Source organism: Metallibacterium scheffleri, assembly GCF_002077135.1.
Lineage (GTDB): Bacteria > Pseudomonadota > Gammaproteobacteria > Xanthomonadales > Rhodanobacteraceae > Metallibacterium > Metallibacterium scheffleri.
Window position 1 is genome coordinate 298651 of the sequence record NZ_LDOS01000005.1, and the last position, 20016, is coordinate 318666.

Consider the following 20016-nt stretch of genomic DNA (forward strand, 5'->3'; position numbering starts at 1 on the left):
TACGCCGGGTCAAACCATCACTCTGCGTCGATACGGCGCCAGCGCTTTCACAACTGGCTGCAACAACAGTCTCCACGCCGGGTCGTAGATCCGCGTGTCCAGAAAATGTAGGCGACGGTTCCTGGGCAATCCTTCACGCCGCACCAGACGCCCAATGCCCTGTCTGAACATGAGGGACGTGGCGCCAACTTCCGCGACCATGCCCATGCGCTCCTTGCGCCAGGCTTGAGTCAGGCTTCGATTGGTCCCAATCGGCGCAGTCGGAATGATCAGATCTGTCACCACTTGGTCTTCGCTCTCCGCAACATGGCGCCCAGTGATGGCCGCCAGCCCATCACCGGACAGATACAGCCCCGTCCACTCTGACCCAACCCCGAGCAAGCACGGCCTGCGCCCGTCGGCTCCACAGGAAACGACGAGGGGTATCCGGATTTGAGTGTAGGATAGGTCGATTCCGTCAGGTTGCCTGAGGGGATCGCCCAGTGTTGGAAACACAACATCAAGCAGGTGTTTCCTGCGCGGCGATGTGGGAACCGGGTGTTTAGCGCGACACCAGCCGCGAGGACATGGCAGGCGCTGCACATCGCAGGCCACCTGAAAGTGGATGGCGGTTTCCTGTGGGCGGAAGTCTGCATCGCTGAAACACCACGGCGTGGTCAGGTCCAGAATTTGCGAAAAGGGGGCGTTGTCCATCGCTGCAGCGTGCCCAACGTTGCGGTCGAACTCAACCCTCAGCGCGCCGGTTCTACAAGAAGCGACAAGGAGCCCACATCACATGGCAGCAGGCTGCAGTTCGGGGCGAATCAGGTTCGGAGTAGTACCGGCCACGCTTGATAATATTGTGCAAAAATATCTTATTATTTCGTCCCACTCATTGAAGATCCCGGCCATTCTCATTCTAATCACATACCCGCCCCAAGATCGTTCCATAATTTCTTTCCAAGGAACAAAGGGTTGATCCGTAAGACTTCCCAAGACATAATTCATCGCAACACGCGCGGTGCGACCATTGCCATCTATAAATGGGTGCAAGTAGATTACAGCTACATATAGCAGTATGGATCTCATAATAGCCGATTCAACTCGATTTAGAACAAAATACAACTCTCTAAGGCCTATAATGCTTTCCGATGGCGTTGGATAGACAAAAGAACTTCCCGTAGTGCTAAATTCATAAACCGTTTCGTGAGTCCTTAATCTTGATTGCTCGTCCGTGAGAGAAGCATTAATGTGAGTAAGCCAGCACAAGAATGCATCCAACCCATTCATGTAGTTACCATCGATAAACAAATCTTGCAATATTGTTGCTTCCTTCTTAGATGCTGTCGATAGTTCAATAGATTCTGTAGGCTTTGAAAAGTAGCGGTCTAGTTTGTGACGAAAGTTACCAAAGTCAATTTGGCTGATATACTGACTGAAATGAAGGTTATTTATAGAGTGATTTTTATCTTTAACAAGACTATCAGCCTTACGAATTGATAACTGCGTGCCTGCACATAGCGAATTCAGTTTGGCAAGTTTGAGGCGCCGCAAAAACAAATATATTGTCCCATTAATATCTTTTATGTTTTTCACATTTGTTTTGCATGTATTACGGTAATGCGTCATGACGCACCCTATCACAGTAAAGATTTTCCAGCATTTTAATTAAATTGATTGTAGCTATATCAAAAAACATGAGCATTAAGCTCAATGAAGAAAAATAGTGCGTTGAGGGCAAGGGCACAGAGACGCAAGAATCTTGCATCGCGTTCACGCCGAGTCAAAATCCGGTTCCTATTAAGCCAGAAAAGTTGTTTAACTGTCATCTTCATAAAGCTTGAATCTAGGTAGATACTCCACCAGCCTAATGTTACTCCTATAAACAATACGGTCCACGAAATAACCTCGCCGAGGTTGTATATTGGGATATCGTAAAAAACTAGTATTAAAAATAATACATTAATACCTACCCAGAAAAAAAGTTTTAGCGGTTTACTATGCATCGTGCCACCTTAATTATGCACTATTAAAGGATCTGCGAATTTGGTAGTCGATTGAATCTCTATAGGGTCGCCAGCAACGCATCTGCCGCTGGCGACCAAGCGTGCGATCAGCTAAACGAAATGCAACCAAACATCTGACTCAAAAAGATTTGTCTGGCTAGAGTTGGTGTATGGGTCAGAGCCGGTAAACAACGCGTTCAATCCATTGATGATTTGGCCGTTACTGAAATCTGTTAAGGCCGAATTAATATCACTCAACATGTTGGCTTCTGTACCACCGAGGGCTTGCTCCAACCCAGGGTCATAGGTTTGAATGAGATCACTCAGTCCCGTCCCTACTGCGGTGCCAGCTGTCGCGGCTATTGCTGCATCGCTGAGTGCCGCGGAGAAGGTTTCTGAAATCGCTCCGGTAACTGACCATCCTTGACCCCGTAAGTAATCGAATATTTCCATCGGAGTCATTTCTGAATTTGGAAGCGGATTAAGTGGGACGGTTCGCCCACCTACTACCGAGATTGGGACCGGGGCTAGCCCTGCAAGAGTACCATTAATCCCACTTAGAGAACCTCCTGATTGGGCAGTAGCTACTACAGTGATTGTCGATAGAGTCTTCGTAGATAAGAGCTGAGTACCACCAGACACAAGCAGCAATTCTTTATCGTTCAGATCTCGCATTTGAGTTCTCCTCGTTGAGCCTTGCGTCAGGGCCGCAAGGCGTTTCACGTTGTCCTGCCGACGGTGTGCCGGCCGGTTCCCTGAGTGTTGAAAGGTCGATCACGCGCTGCGCGCTGGCGAGGGTCTCGGGCCGGTGCGCGGGCTCTGTCGCGTTTCGTGTGGATTTGATCTTGCCGTAGCGTAGCCAATCCTGCACGCTTTGCGGCATGGAAAAGCTCTTCACTCAAGCCTTGGGCCTGACGTCTCCGTGGTCGGTGACGTCGGTGGATTTCTCGCCTACGGACGGTCGTATCGACTTCGTGGTCGCTTGTGACGAGCAGCGTTTGCCGTGCCCGAAGTGCGGCTCGGCAGAACAGCCGATACACGATCGATTGGAGCGCACGTGGCAGCACCTGAATTTTTTTCAGTTCAAGGCCTTCATTCGTGCCGGTTTGCCACGCGTAGCGTGTTCCTCATGCGGCAAGATCACGCAAGTGGAAGCCCCATGGACCCGCCAAGGCTCGGGCTTCACGCTGCTGATGGAGGCCTTCATCGTGGCGCTGTGCCGAGAGATGCCGATGGCTGCGGTGGCACGCATGCTCGGGACGACCGGGGATCGTATCGCCCGCGTGCTGGACTACCACGTTGCGCAGGCGCGCGCCCAGGAAGTCCACGCCGAAGTGACGCAACTGGCGGTGGATGAGCGCAGCGCCCGACGCGGCCAGCGCTTTGTCACTTTGTTTCACGACCCGGCCGAGCGTCGCTTGCTGTTTGCCACACCGGGTCGCAAGGCCGCCACGTTTGCGGCCTTCACCGAAGACTTCAGCGCCCACGGCGGTGATCCAGGGGCCATTGAGACCGTCAGCATGGACATGTCCAAGGCCTATCAGGCCGGTGCGCGCAAGCACTGCCCGAACGCCACGTTGTGCTTCGATCCGTTTCACGTTGTGGCGCTGGCCAACGAGGCGTTGCAGCAGGTCCGCCGGGCCGAGGTCAAGGAAGTTCCCGACCTCAAGGGCAGTCGCTGGGCGCTGCTGAAGGATGCCAAAGGCTGGACGATGAATCAGATCACGCTGATGCATCACCTGCAGCGCACTACCTTGAAGACGGCACGGGCCTGGCGGCTGAAGGAAGCCTTGCGTGACATCTTCGCCACGGCCACCGATGCAGTCGACGCGCAGACCCGACTGACTGCCTGGGTTAGCTGGGCACGCCGCTCCCGACTGCCGGCGTTCAAGCGTCTGGGCGCGACGATTCTCAATCATCTGGAAGGCATCGTCGAACACTTCCGCACCGGCCTATCCAACGGCTTTGTCGAAGCGATGAACGGCTTGATCCAAGCCGCCAAGGCTCGTGCTCGCGGCTACGCCACTGACCACCGCCTTATTACCATGTGCTACCTGATCTGCGGCAAACTCAAACACCTGCCCACCAACCCTTGGATGAACCCATACATTCAGACGGCCAAATAACCGGATTCCACACAAATCGCGAGAGAGCCCGGTGCGCGAGCACGATGCGCGTGATCCGCAGGCGCTGGATGGCGGCATTCACCGCGCGCTCGGTGGCGATGTCCAGATGGCTGGTGGCCTCGTCCAGCACCAGGATCTTCGGGCGCCGGTACAGGGCGCGCGCCAGGATCACGCGCTGGCGCTGGCCGCCGGACAGGGTCGAGCCCATGTCGCCGACCAGACTGTGATAGCCCATCGGCATCGCCACGATGTCATCGTGGATCTGCGCCAGCCGCGCGGCGGCCTCGATGCGCAGCGGCGTGGCCTCGGGATCGAAGAAGCCGATGTTGTCGGCGATGCTGCCGGCAAACAGCGTGTCGTCCTGCAGCACCGCGCCCAGCATCGCGCGGTAGGCGCGCTTGCCCAATCGCTTGAGTTCGATACCGCCGATCCGGATCTCGCCTTCCTGCGGTTCCAGCAGACCCAGCAGCAGCTTGGCCAGCGTGGTCTTGCCCAAGCCGGAGGGACCAGCGATCGCCACCGACTCGCCGGCCGCGATGTCCAGGTCGAGGTGGCGAATGACCCAGCGCTCGCCCTCGGCATAGCGGAAGCCCAGATTGCGCACCGCAATCGATGCCGCGGGCAGCGGTCCGGCGTAGTTCGTCTCGACATGCCGCTCGGGTGGGGTCAGCACAATGTCGGCCAGGCGCTGGCCCTGCAGGCGCAGCATCTTCACCTGCACGGCATAGTCCACCAGGCTGGACGCGCGGCTGGTGAACATGCCGCAGTACATGGTGAAGGCGATCAGCATGCCGGCGCTGAAGCTGCCGCTGAGCGCCAGCAGCGCGCCCACCCAGTACACGGCGGTGTTCTCCAGGCCGAAGATCAACTGGCTGCAGGAGCCAAAGATCAGATTGAGGCGCTGCACCACGAGGCCGCGGTTGAGCGTGTCGGTGGTGGCGTTCATGTAGCGCGCCGACTGCGCCGCCGACTGGTTGTGCAGGCGGATCGTGGTGGAACCGCGCACCGCCTCCAGAAACCGCGACTGCTGCTTGGCCGATGACACCACTTGCTGGCTGGTGGCCTCGAACTGCACCCGGTACGACAAGGCGCGGATCAGCACGTACAGCAGAAAGGCGGCCAGCACGATGCCGGTCAACTTGAAGCTGTAGACCAGCATCACCCCCAGCGTCAGCGTCGCCATCAGGCCATCGAGCAGCACCTCGACCACACGCGTGGTCAGCGTGTGCTGGATGGCGTGCACCGCGCTGAAGCGCGACACGATATCGCCCAGGTGACGCTTGCCGAAGTACTCCTCGGGCAGGCGCAGCAGGTGACTGAACACGTTGCCGGCCCAGGACAGATGCAGGCTGGTGCCAAAGCGCATCACCGTCCAACTGCGCAGGGCGCTGACCGCCGTCTGCACCAGCAGCATCAGCACGAAACCGATGCCCAGCACGGTCAGCAAGTCGTGATCGCCATCGGCCAGCACCTGATCGATGATGGTCTGCGTGAACAGCGGGCTGAGCAGCGCCAGGATCTCCAGCAGCAGCGCCAGCACCATGACCTCGCTCAGTGCCGACTTGAGGCCGTGGACGCGCCCCATCAGCGCGCGCCAGTTGAACGGATCCACCTCGCGCGCCTTGCGGAAGTTGGGCGTCGGGCTCAGCTCCAGCGCTACGCCGGTGAACTGGCGGCTGGCTTCCTCGCGTGACACCGTGCGCTCGCCCTGCGCCGGGTCGTGGATCACCAGCACCCTGCCGCGCACTGCCTTCAGCACCACGAAGTGGTTCAAGCCCCAGTGCAGGATGCACGGGCGCTTGAGCTGATCGAGTTCGTCCAGTTCCAGGCGCAGTGGCCGGCCCTGCAAGCCCAGCGCTTGCGCCATCTCGATCAGGCGGCTCAGGGTGGCGCCCTTCAGCGACAGCGAGAAGCGCCGGCGCAGGGACGCCAGATCGGTCTCGAAGCCGTGGTAGCAAGCGACCATCGCCAGACACGCCAGGCCGCACTCGGCGGCCTCGCTCTGCAGGATCACCGGCAGGCGCCGACTGCTCCAACTGAAGTTCAGCGGCGTGCGCGGAATTTCGTAGCGCGGGGCCGCGCCGAAGGTGCCGGCATCGCCCCCCACCACGGCGCCAACATCGGGGCGCGAGCACTGCGGCGTCACCGGCACGGCGCTCACGCCTTGCCCTCGGCGTCGATGCGCTGCTTCATGCCCAACAAGGGCTCGAAGATCCAGTCGATCAGCGGGCGCTTGTCCAGTAACACGTTGGCGGTCAGCACCATGCCGGCCTTGAGCGGTTCGAGGTGACCATAAGCGCGCACGCGCTGCCGGCGCAGCGCCACCAGCACGCGGTAGAACGAGGCTTTCACCGGCTGGCCGAGCAGGGCCGCAGCTTCGGTGGGGTCCAGCGCGCTGCGTGAGACCTCGGTCACGCGCCCGTGGCGCAGACCATACTTCTGGTAGGGGAACGCCTGATAGCGCAGCAGCACGGTCTCGCCGCGATGCACGAAGCCCACGGCCGAACTGGGCACCAGCAACTGCGCCAGCAGGTGCGCACCCTGGGGCACGATGCTGAGCAGCGTTTCGCCGCTGGCCACCGACATGCCCGGCTTGATCACCAGCGCCGAGACCACGCCGGCCTCGGGCGCGCGCAGCACCAGCGCTTGCTGGGTTTCGGCCTGGGCCAGCGTGGCGCGGTTCTGCGCCAGTTGGTTCTGCGTCGCGTGGCGCTGGCTGGCGGCCTGCAGCGGCAGTTGCGCCAACTGCGCGCCGGCATCGCCGCTCTGCTCGCCCAGCGCTTCGCGCTGGCTGATCAGCGATTTCAGTTGCGAGCGCGCATTGAGATCGGCCAGTTGCTGCTGCTGGATCTCCAGCGCCGAGACGTAGCCCTCCTTGCCCAGCGGCCGGATCTTGGCCAGCAGGGTACCGAGGCTGTGTACCGATTCCCGCTCCAGCGCGATCTCGCCGATGATCTCGCTGCGCTGCGCGCCCAGCGCAGCGATGCGGCTGCGCAGCGCGTCGGTCTGATCCAGCAGCAAACCCTGCTGATCGATGAGGTCGGCTTGCAGCTTGAGCTGCTGCGCCTGCAACTGTGCGATCTCGACCGCCGCCTCGGAACCCATGGCGGTGCTGCCGAGCGCGCCGTCGATGTCCAGCAAGGGCTGCCCGGCCTGCACGTGCTGGCCAAGGTGCACCGCGAGCTTGCGCACCACGCCGCTCTGCAAGGCGGTGACGTTGAGCAAGCCGGAAGTCGGCACCAAGGTGCCGGGCACCGTGGCGCGGCGCGTGTACTGACCCAGAAATAGATACGCGACGATGGCGCCGGTCAGGATCAGCGCGGTGCCGACGACCAGCCAGCGCCGCGGCGGCGTGGCCAGGTGGATGTCGCCCAGCCACGCATCCTGATGCGCGCGCACCGCCTCGGCCCGGAACAGGCTGCCGGTCCCCTCCATTCCAGCGGCGTTGGCTGCTGCACCCATCCCCATACCCCTGCGCATGCTGCGTGGCGCGCGGACCGGACAGATACAGTGGGTGCGAAGTCCGTGTCTATACCTAATGGGCTGATGGGCTTATACGATTTCGCAAGCATAGCAAGCGTTTCGAGCGCGTAGCGCACAACGCATTGAATGTGCAGCACTTCAACGGCGTTCGGTGCGCGGATCGGCGTGTCGGCGCAAGGATCGCCGCGCGTCAGTCCCGGACTACAGCGCGTGGGGGAAGTCCTACACATGGGGCGGGATCGGAAGATTTCGCGTCAACGCGTGTTGCTGTTGCGGGTTGGTTGCCAAGGTCACCCGGTGCTACTCGAAATCGCCCGCTTCGAGCTGCCGGACCAGCACTTCGATGGACGGGCCGTACTCGATGATCCGGCGCTCCGCTACCCGGCTTCTCGCAGTGGCCCGGGTGAAGTAGGCCATGCCCACGGTGTCCTCGCGCCGTGCGGCAGTTTCGAGGATCCGCCGTGTCGCCTGGCGCGCCCGCTCGTCGTACAACATTCGCGCGCGCAGGACCTCGAAGCTGTAGCCCCGCCCCATGCGATGCATCAGCCGGGTCAGGCTGTTGGCCGATTCCGTGTAGGCATTGGTGATCCGGTTATCGAAGTAGGAAAAGACCTCCTCGTACCAATTGCGCATGGCCGTGGTCAGCGCCTTGAAGCCCTCCTGCAACTCAGGATCGATGTGGCCCCGCCAAACCTTGAACCGGGCCTCGGCATCGGCGCGGCTGTGCGCGTCCCAGATCGACAGGAAGCCCTCCTTGAGCGCGTGCGCGCGGTTGAGCTGCGGAAACCGGTCGAACCATGCATCGAGTTGCTGCATCGGCAGGGGATCGAGATCGTGCTGGCGCTTGAGCAGCAGGAAGCGCTCATCCTTCAGCTTGAGCCGCTCGCGCTCCGGCAACGTCGTGCGCAAGTTCTTGCGCAGTTTCTCCAGCACCTCATTGGCCATGCGCTGGATATGGAAGCGGTCCACCACGATCCGGGCCTGCGGCAAGGTTGCGCGCACGACCTGCCGATAGACGTCGTACATGTCCATCGTGACCCACTGGATCCTGTCCTTGTCTGGCAGGTTCTTGAAATAGGTCAGGAGATCGGCCTTGCTGCGACTGGCGCGCAGATCGAAGATCGACTTGTGCTCGACGTTGGTGATCATGGCGCGGTAGGCGCCGATGATCTTCAGCTCGTCGATGCCCAGAACGCGCGGTGTTTCAAAGCGGACCTGCTGCGACAACCGGGCGACGTGGTCGGCAAAGATCTGGCGGACGGTCTTCGCGTCCAGGGCGGCCTCACGGGCCACCGCCGCAAACGTCTGGCTGAAACTGCGCGCACAGACGAACGCGACCAGGCGCGTGGTGGCGCGGCGCTTGCCATCCAGATCCGGGATCGGATCGAATGCGGTCTGCTTGCAATCCAAGCACCGATAGCGCCTCCGCAGGATCTGGATCCGCACCGGTTTACCGTGTGAAGGCGCATCACGATAGGTCTGCGGTTGCGCCCCGTGCCGATACAGCCGCGCACCCTGGCATCCCGGACACTGCTGGAGCGACTGCGTGCTTTCGGCTTCGATCGTGTAGGCATCGCCCGAATCGGTCACGGAGAGCGTGCGCAGGCTGGGCAACTGAAGAAAGTCGGTCATGCCGGTTCCACAGTGAAATCCGACCTACAGGCTAGCACGACGACGGCCGAGGCAACAGTGGAATCCTGTTTACAGAAGCGAATGACGGGCGCAGGAGCACACCCGTTCCAACACTTAAATCCGGATACCCAAAAAAACCTGACACGCCCACTGCTTCAGTAGTTGTTGGGGTGGGCGTCCCTGCCCGTCTCCATCATTGCTTCTGCAATGAGTCTGACTCGCCGCTTCACAGCGGTGAAGGATTGCCACCCAAATGGCAGATCCCCGTCCACACCACTCTTCAGCTTCCTTGCCAGGACATCCATGCCCTACGTAACACTCCACGGCATTCGTTCCTTATGGCGTCCATTCCGGCGATCCTCGCCTGAATCATCTCTTCTGTTTCTCACTGCGCCGGCGGGCGGTTTCGTCCTTGATCCATGTGACCTTCCAGGTCAACATGGCCGCCGCTTCCCAATCCGCCCGCGCTAAATCCTTATTTCCTTGTGACGTGTCAGCCGTCCTGGCTGCGGTCCTTGTCTCACTCCCTGCGACACCATCAGATCAACACATCTTGCGATTCCTGCAAGAGGTGCGCATTTACTGTGCGTTCAGCTTTGAAGCCTTCGCTACAGCTGCGCTGAGCTGCAGTTGTGCCAGCTTTTGTGACTTGCCTTTGAAGTACACGGGCTCTGGTAGATCACCCCATTCGCCCCTGTTGTGCACCGTCGGTGCATCGGCGTCGAAGTAGGTTTCGACCAAGCGTCCACTGGACGTTGAGATCACCGCATCGCCCGACACGCCTTCGTAAATTGGGAAGTCGACGGCAACGTTGCATTGCGTACTCTTCCAGGTCTTCCAGAAAACGGCCTGTTCGAGCAACAGCCGCGCCGGCGCACGGTGTACTTCGCGCATCAGAGGAATGCCGGTGAGGCGATCCAGTGCTGGCAGAACGCTCGCTGTCAGTGCGCGCAAAGCGCGATCGGTCGGGCTCCTGTAGAGCGCCAGCGCCGCCCAGTACGGCCCTTTCGAGTTCAGCTCAGCACCGGTGACTTGGCGCTCGACATAAACCACAAAGAGTTCGCCGCTGCGCCCACGCAAGCCAACCCCTGATGGTTTTCCGGATTCGCCACCGATCACCTCATCGACCATGCCAATGGAGATCCCAACATAGCCGCCAGCGGTTCGCGCAAGGTTTCGGACAGTTTCCGTATGCGCAAACTTGGCAATGCTGTGCATGTGCAGCAGGCCGGCCTGCTCGTAGATCTGGCCGTCATCGATCTCGACATGCTGGATGGCATCGCCCATCAGCGCCGCAGGCTTCCCGTCAGCCCGGAGGTAGCGCCCACGAACCTCTCCGCGACTCAGGTCGCATGCATCGATGCGGCCGAGCCCGGCACGGGTTAGTGCAGCGCGCAGGATCTGATCGAGCCGCGCATTGAGCGGTTTCCCCGTGCCGATGTAGGGCCTGATGGTCCATGGGGGATCGAGCGGGCCGCTGAGGTGGTTTGCGTCATGCTGTGATTCATGCGCGCGATGTTCGACGGCCCGCGCAAAACAGCAGCCTGCCGCATGCTGTACGCGCCCGAACTGGAACAGATGGATCTCGGCGTGCTCCGGTTCTCGTGGCGCCATGAGAGCGGGTTCCTGGCTCTCTCCTGGGCAGTCGCAGGCGATCCACTGCCGCGCCGTCCTGATCTGCTTGAGGAAAGCGTGCGCTGCATCATGCTGTGATCGGGTCGGCTGCCGGGTCGAGAAATAGGTGGCCTTCAGCGCGCCCGCAACGTCTGTTGGAACAGGCCCGAGAGCTCGCTTTCTATTGTGAACATGCAGCGCCATCGATCCCCAACCCTTCAGTCAGACTGAAACGCTGGGCTTTTCGATGCCTCGAGCAGTTCCATAGCAACCTGATGGTCACCACACATCAGTCGGGCCGTTTTCTTCGCCCACGCCTGCATGTCGCACTGTGGACACTTGAACTTGTTCTTCGAGATGGTTGTCTTTTCGCCCCTCGACGTCGCCCTGGACATGACGATCAGCGGCTCCGGCTCGGCGCCACTCGGCTTGCTTTCCCTGCCACTACCTGCGGTTGTCGACGCTCCCGATGGACTGTACTCACGCGGCGCATGCGAGGTTGGATCACCTGATTGATCAGGTAATGCGCCCTGCCCGTCCCCGATCGCATCGCCTGGCTGTCCAAACGGAGTCCATGCAGCTGGGGGTGGCGCTGCTCCCGCTGCGGCTTCCCCGTCGTCGTCGCCTTGGTCACCCTGCTCAGCGTCCGGGTCGACGCCGACATCGAGCTTGCTCTTCCGCATCAGCTCGGCGCCCATCACTTCGCCTTGATCGTTCGCGACCGGCGCCACTGGATAGCGATCAAGCCAGGTGATCTCGAACCCCGACTCGACCAGCACCTTGGCTGCCGTTTCGAACGGTCCATCTTTGACGATGACGTGCTTGAGTTTGACGCCCGTCTTTTTCCCGCCAAGCACGCCCGTGGTGGTCGGAATCAGGCCCACGGCCTCCATCGTGTCCGCCCAATGCTTGTTGTGGTATCCCTTCCTGCCGGCTTTCCCGGCGGTAAACGTGCTGACGTGGACCATCTCGCGAACCAGCGTGCCGAGCACGTGAATCAGACTGCGCGTGGCAAAGGTCGCAGGATTGAGCCCGATCTCGTGCGTTGTCGTTTCGTCCCTACGAATGAAACGCTGAGCGGAGAAATAGCCCTCGGTATTGGGGCGCCGGTTGAGCGTGATGACGGGCTCCGGCAACACATCGCCGAACAGCTCACGGTTAAAATAACGGTAGGCTCTGACGAGCTGCTGGACCAACTCTTCGGTCGGGGACGTCACGACGACGCGGGTCTGGATACCTGGATCAGCCATGCCCGCGCTCCACGGCCGGTTTTGCCGCGGGAAGTTCAATCTGCACCCGGGCATTGAGATCTTCTCGAACTGACCGCGCCAAGCTCCAGAGCGCCCTCTGTTGCTTTGGGTCGCAACGTGATGGATTTGCAGTCAGATCGAGAGTTCGATCGACATACAGCACGTGTCCGTGATCACCGACCTGATAGGTTGCTGTGTATCGGCCGACTCCGCCTGGCGCGATGACTTCGATGTCGTGCGGAGCCCGAATGGATCGGGCGCCGATCACGTTGATCTTGGTCTGCTCCTCGCGCAGGGTGCTTTGACAAAGGCCCGGCCCTGTTTGCGACAGGAAGTCCGCCATGGGGTGCAGGCTGACAGCTGGGCGCGGAATGCTGATCGAGAACCTCGAACCCGGCACAACATAGCTCGGATCGTTGATGCCAGCGCCATATACAAAGCGGACGTTTGGTGTGTTGAGATCGCTGCTCGTGTGAATGGCCACATCGGTAGCCAGGACGCCGGCATAGCGAGTTATCCGATCGCGGAGACTCCGCAACGGACGCGTGAGGAACGCAAGCCGGCTCGCCTCTCCGAGTGCGCCGTAGTCGGCGATGACTGCAGTGCCAGAAAGATCGCCGTTTGGGCTGATGGTCAAACTGGTGCGCACGGCATCGGCCATGGAGTCGATGGGATGAAATGGAATGCGGAGCAAGTCCACCCCACCATTCGGACCCACGCTGTAGCCGAACTTGCCGGCATCGCCCGGAGCGACTTCACCGATCGATATGAAGGGCGATCCGATGTCGAGCGGATTGCTGTTGTTGTTCGCGGCCAGCATGACCTTCCCCAGAAAGGCCGGCATCGGCTGCACCACCGGATGCCAAAACAACGGCAGTCGTGGGACCATGACCAAACTGGTCGAAATGGCTTTGGCGCGCATGAGCGCCTGCAGCAGGATGACTCGATCCTGCGGGCTGCCATAGCGCGACAGGAGTATCTGCTGTGCGGACCGTGGCGTGGTGTTTTCCAGATCGAGCGGCAGATCGACCAGTCGGATGTGATCGTTGATCCAGGCGTAGTAGCGACGCATCAGGCTTGCGGGGTCGATGTCTCCTTGGCCCAGGGTGTCGGCCAGGTGTTGCAGTTCCAGGGTCATGCGCTCGGCCTTTTGAAGCTTGGCTGCGTAGGCCTTGATTTCCCTGTGTACCGATGGATAGATGCTGATCGCGAGGTACGGGCTCTTTTGCATCCGTTCGGACGGCGATGCAACGTCCACCAGCGGCGCCACATGGCGGATGCGGAAGATGACGTTCTGGTGGTCCCCATGCTGCTTGCGGAGCAGCGATCCGTTGTTTCCCTCGACGTAGAGTTTGAGTCCGGCCGGGAACTGCACATCGACTTGTGCCGATGCGATGGGCTGCGTCCTGTCGAACAGTCGGAACAGCCCGAACGCACCGGGGAGATCATGAATCGAGGTCACCCGCTCATACTCGGCTTGAACGATCGTTCCCGGCACAACGTGGCGAAAGCGCACTTCGGCGACGCGTTGGGTCGCATATGCCGGCGCGGCCGACGCAGAGATCGGCTTGAGTACGTTGACGCGCGGTATTTCATACCCTGATCCAGGTGTGATTTCCGATGACGCCAGCACGCTAACCTGTTCCCATCCTGAATTGAACGGGATCGCAAGCCGCTTGAGCGCGGCCGCACCGTCCGAAGTCGTGGCCTGCTCGCGGAGGAAACGGGTTTCGACCACACGGCCATCAGCGTGCAGGACGATGTGCGTGGTGTCCCTGAGAATCATGATGGCACCTGGCGGGGCGGCTCGCGCTGCCGTACCACAGAGGCCAATGGTGGCCAACAGGAGAATCCAGGCTTGGAACGACTTCATGGGGTGGTCCGCGTTGAGCTATGTGCATCCTACGAACTCGCGGACCCACCCCTGGGCATGAAATGCCCTCTCAGAGGCATTTTCTGGGTACCGCTGTCAGGCTAAACCGCGCGCGATATTCTTCACGAAGTGTTAAAAGGCACACAGGCGCTGGCGTATCGGCAAGCCGGCCTCTTCTTCGACCCACACACGACAAAAGGACGATGATCTATGCGCAATTCCCTCCCACCTCCAGGGCACCTCGCGCTTCTGCTCCGCATGCGTGATGGTGGGTACGCGTACGACACCCTCAAAGATCTCTCAACGTGCAAGGAGCGTCCCAACCTTGCCGACGCCGAGATGGCGCTGGCGGCGCGCGAAGATGAACTCAGCATGCTGGCCGTCGCGACGTTCGGTTACTCGACCCCAGCAGTTCTGTTGGCCTACCAACGCGCCACCAGTGATGTCGTGCGCCTATCTGCTGCAGGCAACGGTTTTGCCGCGGGCACCGGCTGGTGCGGGAGCGTTCTCGACCTCGAGCAGGCGGGTGCACTGCTGCGCGCGTCGCCTGGTGCCCTCGGCGTGTTTGCGTCAAATCCGCGCATGACACCAGAAGGCTTGCTCGATTTGTGCTCTGGTCAAGGACCTGCGGCAATTGACCTACGTGGCCGCTTGAGCGAGTTATATGCAGGGCTGGCAAATAACCCGTCAATTCCGTCCATCGTCGTGAACGGTTGCACATCGAATCCGCCGTCTCTTGCTGTTAGATCCTTGCTCTCTTCCATAGCAGGATGCCCGCTTGATACTGTACACGCTGAGGCCATTTGCGACCTTCTCGAAAGGATTTGGCGCAACTTTCATACCGGCGTGATGCTTCCGCAGTCAGACGCTCAAGCGGCAATTTCCCACTGGTTTTGTGCGGCTGATGAAGCTCATACAGGCTCGGCCGCATTTGAGGTTCGCCTCTATCTGAACGCGCTCTCGGATGACTCGGTAGAACCACGGCGCGGTGATGACATGGCCAAGCGTGCTGCTGCCATGATGCGTGCTTTGCTGTGGTGTGACGAGGGCATGATCGAACGGCTTTACAACCTTGACCCACATGCGTTCGTAATCGCACTCCGACATACGCCTGTTGCGCAGTTCTCAGACCAAGCGCAGTCTGAGTTGGCTCATCTGCACAAGCGTTCGACTGACCTTGACGTCTTTTTTACAGCCCAGCAGGCGATTTTCGAGGATGCGACGCCTGACGCAATGCTGAAGCCATTATCACGCGGCGAGTTCCGGGCGGCCGCAAGATGGCTTGATTCAGCACTGCGCAAGCTGGCGCCAAACCTCCAGTTGTCGTTGCTTAGAGCGGCATCTGACCTGCAAGAAAGCAAAGGCGTATCGCGGACCAACTCCTTCCTCTTCGCTGTGTTCGGATTCTTGGTTATTGTTCAGTTGTTGCTGACCATTCTCGTGCTTGGAGACCTCTATCACTTCTAGGCCTTGCGCGACGCGTGAAGTGGTGTATGAGGGTTGTGACTCCCTACACGTGTCAGCGCCCATGAACAGCACCGCCACCCGTGCCAACACCCGTGCCAACACCTCCATCGCGGACATCAATGCGGTGCTGCGATCGTGCGGGATCGGCAATATCACCCAGCATGAACTGGCAATGGTGAGCGCACAGATCGACTTGGTCCGTTTCAACACGACGCTGGCGGCCATCCGCGGACCGAAATGCATCACGCGGGATCGGGCCGCCCAATTCATGCGAACCACCGTCGACAAGGCGCGCGTCGCGATTGCTGGCGGTGCCGAAGTGCCGGCGGCGCCATGGCCCGATCTGAGCGCGAAAACGGTCGCCCTTTCGAGCCTCCGTGATGTGAATACCACGCTGTCGACCATCGGTCTTCCGAGTCTGCGCCCTGAGCATGTCGAGCCGCTGCTGAGGAACTATGGGCGAACCGAGATTCTTCGGCTGATGAACCTTGCCGTCGCCGGCGGTGAGACGGGCGACCAGGCCAGGAGGACTCTGCGCTCGATGATCTCTGAGACCGTTTCAGCAGCTGGCAATGGATCCGCTGGCCGCGCTCAACAACAGACAGCACAAGTGCGGACGCTCCCCGTGGCGCGGGCGGCGGCGGACGAAATCCCGGCCGAGGTTGATGTTGAACGCGGCGACGACGCCACCCTCGCCCGATCGCAACCCGCTTCGAGAGGGCAGGTACAGAACACTGCAGGTCAACGCGAATCGGCGCGTCAATCGGACTCGGGTGAGCATGGTCAAGCAATCGCGCGGCGCGACACTGGCACCCATGAACGGCGCGCCACCGCGCAGGTTGTGGATGCCGGATCAGCTGATTCGCACCGCTCCAGTCAGGATCGCGTGCAGTGCAAAGCCTATGGCAACCGGGCGGCCATCACGGTCGAGACGGCCGAGACTGAGGCCGGCATCCCAACAGTGCGCTTCGAGTTCGCTCCAGTGCAAGGCAACGGCGATTCCGGTCATCCCGATGATGCGTCGACCGACAAACCGGGCAAAGCGTATGACTGGAGCAAGAAGCTGATCATCCAACTCACTGCAGATGAGGTTCCTCAGCTGCTGGCCGTCTTATATGGCTTCGCGCCCAGCGCCCAGTTCTCCAACCACGGACAGTCGAAGGTGAAATGGATGTCTCTGGAAAACCAGGAGAAGTCCATCTACATGCGCGCCGGCGACAAGGACGTGCCCATCCTGGTGATCCCCGTCAGTTCGCCGAACTCGATCATGCAGATCGCCAACATCGCGATGCTGGTTGCGCGCAAGCGCAACCGCGCTCTGAGTGGCGATGACATCCGTTTGCTGGTCAAGAACCAGGTGGCTCAGCGAATCAAACCCGTGCAGCAGAGCCGCCCCGGAGTCCGCTGACGCAAAAAAACCCCGGCCGAAGTGCGCCGGGGTTGATGTTTTCCTGTTGTTGTTGTCGAAAGTCTTTGTCTTTTGTCTCAGCCTGCTTGCCTTGGCTTGAACTGCACCACGTTCGACTGCCTTGCTCGCGCAAAGCTGGGAACGTGGTTGATCGCGTCCTTGCCAAACTGGTTGTAGACATCCAACCAGTCGACCGACTTCGCGCCCGATGGTACGGGTCCAACCGGTAGATCCAGCCGCGTCTGAATGCCTTTGGCCTTGAGCGCTTCCTGCAGCGCGCTGGCAGCCTCCTGGCCGCCACCGCTGACGTCATTGTCAGCAAAGATCGCAACGCCTCTCACGCCTTCCGGTGGAAGAAATGAGCGCATGAGCGACGAGCTGACAACGGACCAGCAGGTGTACCCGGTGAAGGCGTGGACCGCGAGCGCGGTCTCAAGCCCTTCGGCTACTGCGAGAACGCCCTTGATCGCCGGACCGAGTCGAATGGCGCCCGTGTGAATGCTGACGGACGAGGGCCGACTCATCATCTTCTTCGGCTCAGGAACAGGCGCCTTTCCGCGCCCATCCTTGGACAGGTAGGTCCGATGGAGCGCGAGGGTCATCCCCTCTCTCGACTGCACCCGAGCAACGATCGCCGGGAACACGTCGCACTCGCCCGTCTCGGAATCCCACCACTCGAGTTCTGGAATGAACCTGAGCGCGCCGTCGATGCCATCGTCGCGAGTCGGCTGCTGCAGTCCACGCGACTCCAGGTAACGCCAGGCAAGTGCTGCGGATGGGTGCCAGACCGGCACGCCGCCGTCCCACACTCTCCGCATCTTTGCAACGGCGTCCAGATCCTTCTGAAGATCTTCATTGGTCTTTGCCTTTACCCTGGGTTCCACGCGACTGACTGGCGGCGCATAGGCCGTCTGACCCTCGCGTAGAACCTCGGGGGCCACGATTGACGCGACCGCCTCCAACATCTGCGGAAACCGCCAACCGCGCAGCCACATCAGAACTGCAAAGCCATCGAGATATTTTCCTGCGAATTCCCTGCAGGTGTTGCAGACACCGAGCCCATTCGTTGCGGTTCGATGCAGACGGAAACCGTCTTTGCCACCGTGAACAGGGCAAGGAACGTGACGTCCCTTGACCCTGACCGCGGCTTCCAGCTCAGGCGCCAGTCGGGCGTAGATCTCTTCCCACCGCCCTTCCGCGCGCCTGCGCACGGTTGTCACATCGATTTTCATGCCACCCTCCGCATGCTCCCTTTCAGGAGGTTGAACATCGCCACCGGAAGTTCATCGAGGCTATTCACCACGATGTTTTTCGCAAACAGGCATGTGACGGCTGGATGCTGGATGCCGACGCCGATCACTTCGATCGCTGACTTCGCGTACAGCTTGATCAGCTCGCGCACGCTGTGCGCATCATTGGGATCGCCATCGGTAACGACCATCAGCATCTTGCGTTCTTCCTTGCGTGTGGCAAGCCTTGTTGCAGCCCAGATCATGGCTTCCGCCATTGGCGTACCCCCGCGCGGGTTGATCGCATACCGGCCAGAGGCTGGTCGTGGTTGCTCATCGAAATCCTTGAGCACCACGATCTCCGGAAATGCTGCGGCGGCGACCTTGCACCCGTGGATCTGATGCACACCTGCTGAGATCGCAAGCGCAGCCTTCCTGGCCTCGTAGATTCGATTCGCTGTCGCCATCGAACCCGATACGTCCATGAGTACCATCACCGCAGTATTGACCTCACACACCTTGCGCTCCCGCTTGAAGATCCGTCCGTCCGTGAACAGCCGGTGTGCTGCACCGCCATCGACCCTGCGACCGGAGACCTTCAGCACATCCCGCTTGCGTGCCTGAGCCTCCATCGCCGATGCCAACTTGGCGCGGAGCTGTGCAGAGCTGGCCATCGTGTCGTCGAAATCCGGCGCTTTTCCGCGATCCGGCCGGACGACATCGAGTGTGCGCCCGAAGACAGGTCCGTGCCCTGTCGTCGCGGCCTCGCTGACAACTTCCTGCGTGGCCTGCTGGCTCAGCTGCTCGGCGGCGATGTCGCCGATGTCCGTCGGCTTGAAATCGCCACTTTGCGCGTCGAGTGCCTGGCGCAGCGCCTGGCGATTGGGGCCGTTCGAGCGTTCGGATTGCGCCGGCTGCTCTTGCCCGTTGTCGCCATGCCCTGCACCGCTGTTTGCGGGGACGTCCATGGTCCCAGTGGCACTCGATGGATCACCGTCTTGCGACGAATCTCCACCGCCCTGATTGGCTCCCGATAAATCGTCTGCAGCACCATCCTGGGTGCCGTGGTCACTGTCGCCTGACGCGCTTGCGTCCTGCTGTGAACCATCAGCGTGATCGGATTCATCACTCTGGTCAGATCCACCTGACGCGTCGTCGTCACCGGCTGTGGCGCTTGCGTCCTGCTGTGAATCATCGCTTTGGTCGGATTCACCGCGTTGACCCGATTCGGTTATCGCGTCCTGATCGTCATCGTCAGCGCCCTCATCTTGCTGAGATTGCGGCTGCTCGGGTGGTTTCTCTTTCGAAAGATCACCCAACAGGCCGACGAAACGTCGGGCCAGACCCAAGGCCTCACTTGTACTGGTGAGTTGATAGACCCCATCGAGCAAAGCGTCGAGCCTGAGCATTCCGGCATCCCCTACCAACGCCTGCATCTGCGTTTCGTAGATGGATGCCGTTTGGGCCACATTCTGGCCCAGCGCCTCTGTCCTGAGCCTCGTAAGAAGCCAGTACGCGATGCACTGTGCCGGGTGCTGGCCGGCGCGGATTTGCTCTTCCGTGCCAAACCCGCCTTGGCGATCGATGTGTTCCGCAAGATCCGCAAGGGTCTTGCGTGCGCCCGGGTAGGTTGCGATCCGGGCCGCTTCCATGCGCACATCTTCGATGACGTTCAACAGCTCGAGCTCGAGCTGCGTGTCACACATCCCGTACACCGGAATCGATGTTTCGACGATGTGTCCCGTTTCGTGCATCAGATAGCCCATTGCAAGCGTGCGCAGGGTGTCCGTGCATGCGGTCGGCATGGCGGGCAGGTTGATCCTCTGCCCCCGGGCGAATGCCCGGTCGCCACCGATCGTCACCTTGATGCCCTGGCTCTCGCCGAAGGCAATTGCGAGGATGGGAAGGGATCCGAGGATCCCCTCCTGAAGCTTGTTCTGGTGCATGAC

14 protein-coding genes are annotated in these 20016 nt (G+C 60.5%); 3 read left to right on the plus strand and 11 right to left on the minus strand.

Annotated elements, in window-relative coordinates; translation table 11 throughout:
- Positions 1–9: 9 nt before the first annotated feature.
- From Mschef_RS17515 to Mschef_RS17520, 3 genes are all read right to left on the minus strand, one after another.
- On the minus strand, positions 10–693 hold the full coding sequence (locus Mschef_RS17515; RefSeq protein WP_136256254.1) for a hypothetical protein: 684 nt from the start codon (positions 691–693) through the stop codon (positions 10–12).
- 78 nt (positions 694–771) lie between these two features.
- Positions 772–1608, minus strand: coding sequence for a Fic family protein (locus Mschef_RS16650; RefSeq protein ID WP_081130341.1), 837 nt, complete (start codon positions 1606–1608; stop codon positions 772–774).
- Between the two features lie 488 nt (positions 1609–2096).
- Positions 2097–2660, minus strand: coding sequence for a hypothetical protein (locus Mschef_RS17520; protein ID WP_136256253.1), 564 nt, complete (start codon positions 2658–2660; stop codon positions 2097–2099).
- 206 nt (positions 2661–2866) lie between these two features.
- On the opposite strand from Mschef_RS17520, the gene Mschef_RS16655 reads away from it, so the two are divergent.
- The gene (locus Mschef_RS16655; protein WP_081130342.1) at positions 2867–4111 is read left to right on the plus strand and encodes an ISL3 family transposase; all 1245 of its coding nucleotides are present in this window, start codon (positions 2867–2869) and stop codon (positions 4109–4111) included.
- Here the strand turns inward: Mschef_RS16655 and Mschef_RS16660 are convergent.
- The 6 genes from Mschef_RS16660 to Mschef_RS16690 form a co-directional block, all read right to left on the minus strand.
- Positions 4056–6272, minus strand: a complete 2217-nt coding sequence (locus Mschef_RS16660) for a peptidase domain-containing ABC transporter (protein ID WP_242426581.1) — start codon at positions 6270–6272, stop codon at positions 4056–4058. The two genes, Mschef_RS16655 and Mschef_RS16660, sit on opposite strands and share 56 nt — an antisense overlap.
- Positions 6269–7573 (minus strand): HlyD family secretion protein, encoded by a 1305-nt coding sequence (locus Mschef_RS16665; RefSeq protein ID WP_168708829.1) that lies wholly within the window; start codon positions 7571–7573, stop codon positions 6269–6271. The genes Mschef_RS16660 and Mschef_RS16665 overlap by 4 nt, the downstream gene beginning before the upstream one ends.
- A 321-nt stretch (positions 7574–7894) precedes the next feature.
- Positions 7895–9226, minus strand: a complete 1332-nt coding sequence (locus Mschef_RS16670; RefSeq protein ID WP_081130344.1) for an ISL3 family transposase — start codon at positions 9224–9226, stop codon at positions 7895–7897.
- 579 nt (positions 9227–9805) lie between these two features.
- Positions 9806–11044, minus strand: a complete 1239-nt coding sequence (locus tag Mschef_RS17525) for a hypothetical protein (RefSeq protein ID WP_139789411.1) — start codon at positions 11042–11044, stop codon at positions 9806–9808.
- Positions 11045–11058: 14 nt separating this feature from the next.
- A complete protein-coding gene (locus Mschef_RS16685; RefSeq protein WP_081130347.1) occupies positions 11059–12090 on the minus strand; it encodes a SprT-like domain-containing protein in 1032 nt (343 codons plus the stop codon).
- Positions 12083–13963 carry a DUF3857 domain-containing protein gene (locus tag Mschef_RS16690; protein ID WP_081130348.1) on the minus strand — a complete coding sequence of 627 codons (1881 nt, stop codon included), beginning with the start codon at positions 13961–13963 and terminating at the stop codon, positions 12083–12085. Before Mschef_RS16690 ends, Mschef_RS16685 begins: the two co-directional genes overlap by 8 nt.
- A gap of 258 nt (positions 13964–14221) precedes the next feature.
- On the opposite strand from Mschef_RS16690, the gene Mschef_RS17530 reads away from it, so the two are divergent.
- Both Mschef_RS17530 and Mschef_RS16700 read left to right on the plus strand, forming a co-directional pair.
- The gene (locus Mschef_RS17530) at positions 14222–15430 is read left to right on the plus strand and encodes a hypothetical protein (RefSeq protein ID WP_139789412.1); all 1209 of its coding nucleotides are present in this window, start codon (positions 14222–14224) and stop codon (positions 15428–15430) included.
- Between the two features lie 61 nt (positions 15431–15491).
- A complete protein-coding gene (locus Mschef_RS16700) occupies positions 15492–16838 on the plus strand; it encodes a hypothetical protein (protein ID WP_081130350.1) in 1347 nt (448 codons plus the stop codon).
- Between the two features lie 77 nt (positions 16839–16915).
- Here the strand turns inward: Mschef_RS16700 and Mschef_RS16705 are convergent, their stop codons facing one another.
- Together Mschef_RS16705 and Mschef_RS16710 are read right to left on the minus strand one after the other, a co-directional pair.
- Positions 16916–18070: a DUF7146 domain-containing protein gene (locus Mschef_RS16705; RefSeq protein ID WP_081130351.1), complete on the minus strand. Its 1155-nt coding sequence runs from the start codon at positions 18068–18070 to the stop codon at positions 16916–16918.
- A complete protein-coding gene (locus tag Mschef_RS16710; protein WP_081130352.1) occupies positions 18067–20013 on the minus strand; it encodes a cobaltochelatase CobT-related protein in 1947 nt (648 codons plus the stop codon). Before Mschef_RS16710 ends, Mschef_RS16705 begins: the two co-directional genes overlap by 4 nt.
- Between the last annotated feature and the right edge of the window lie 3 nt (positions 20014–20016).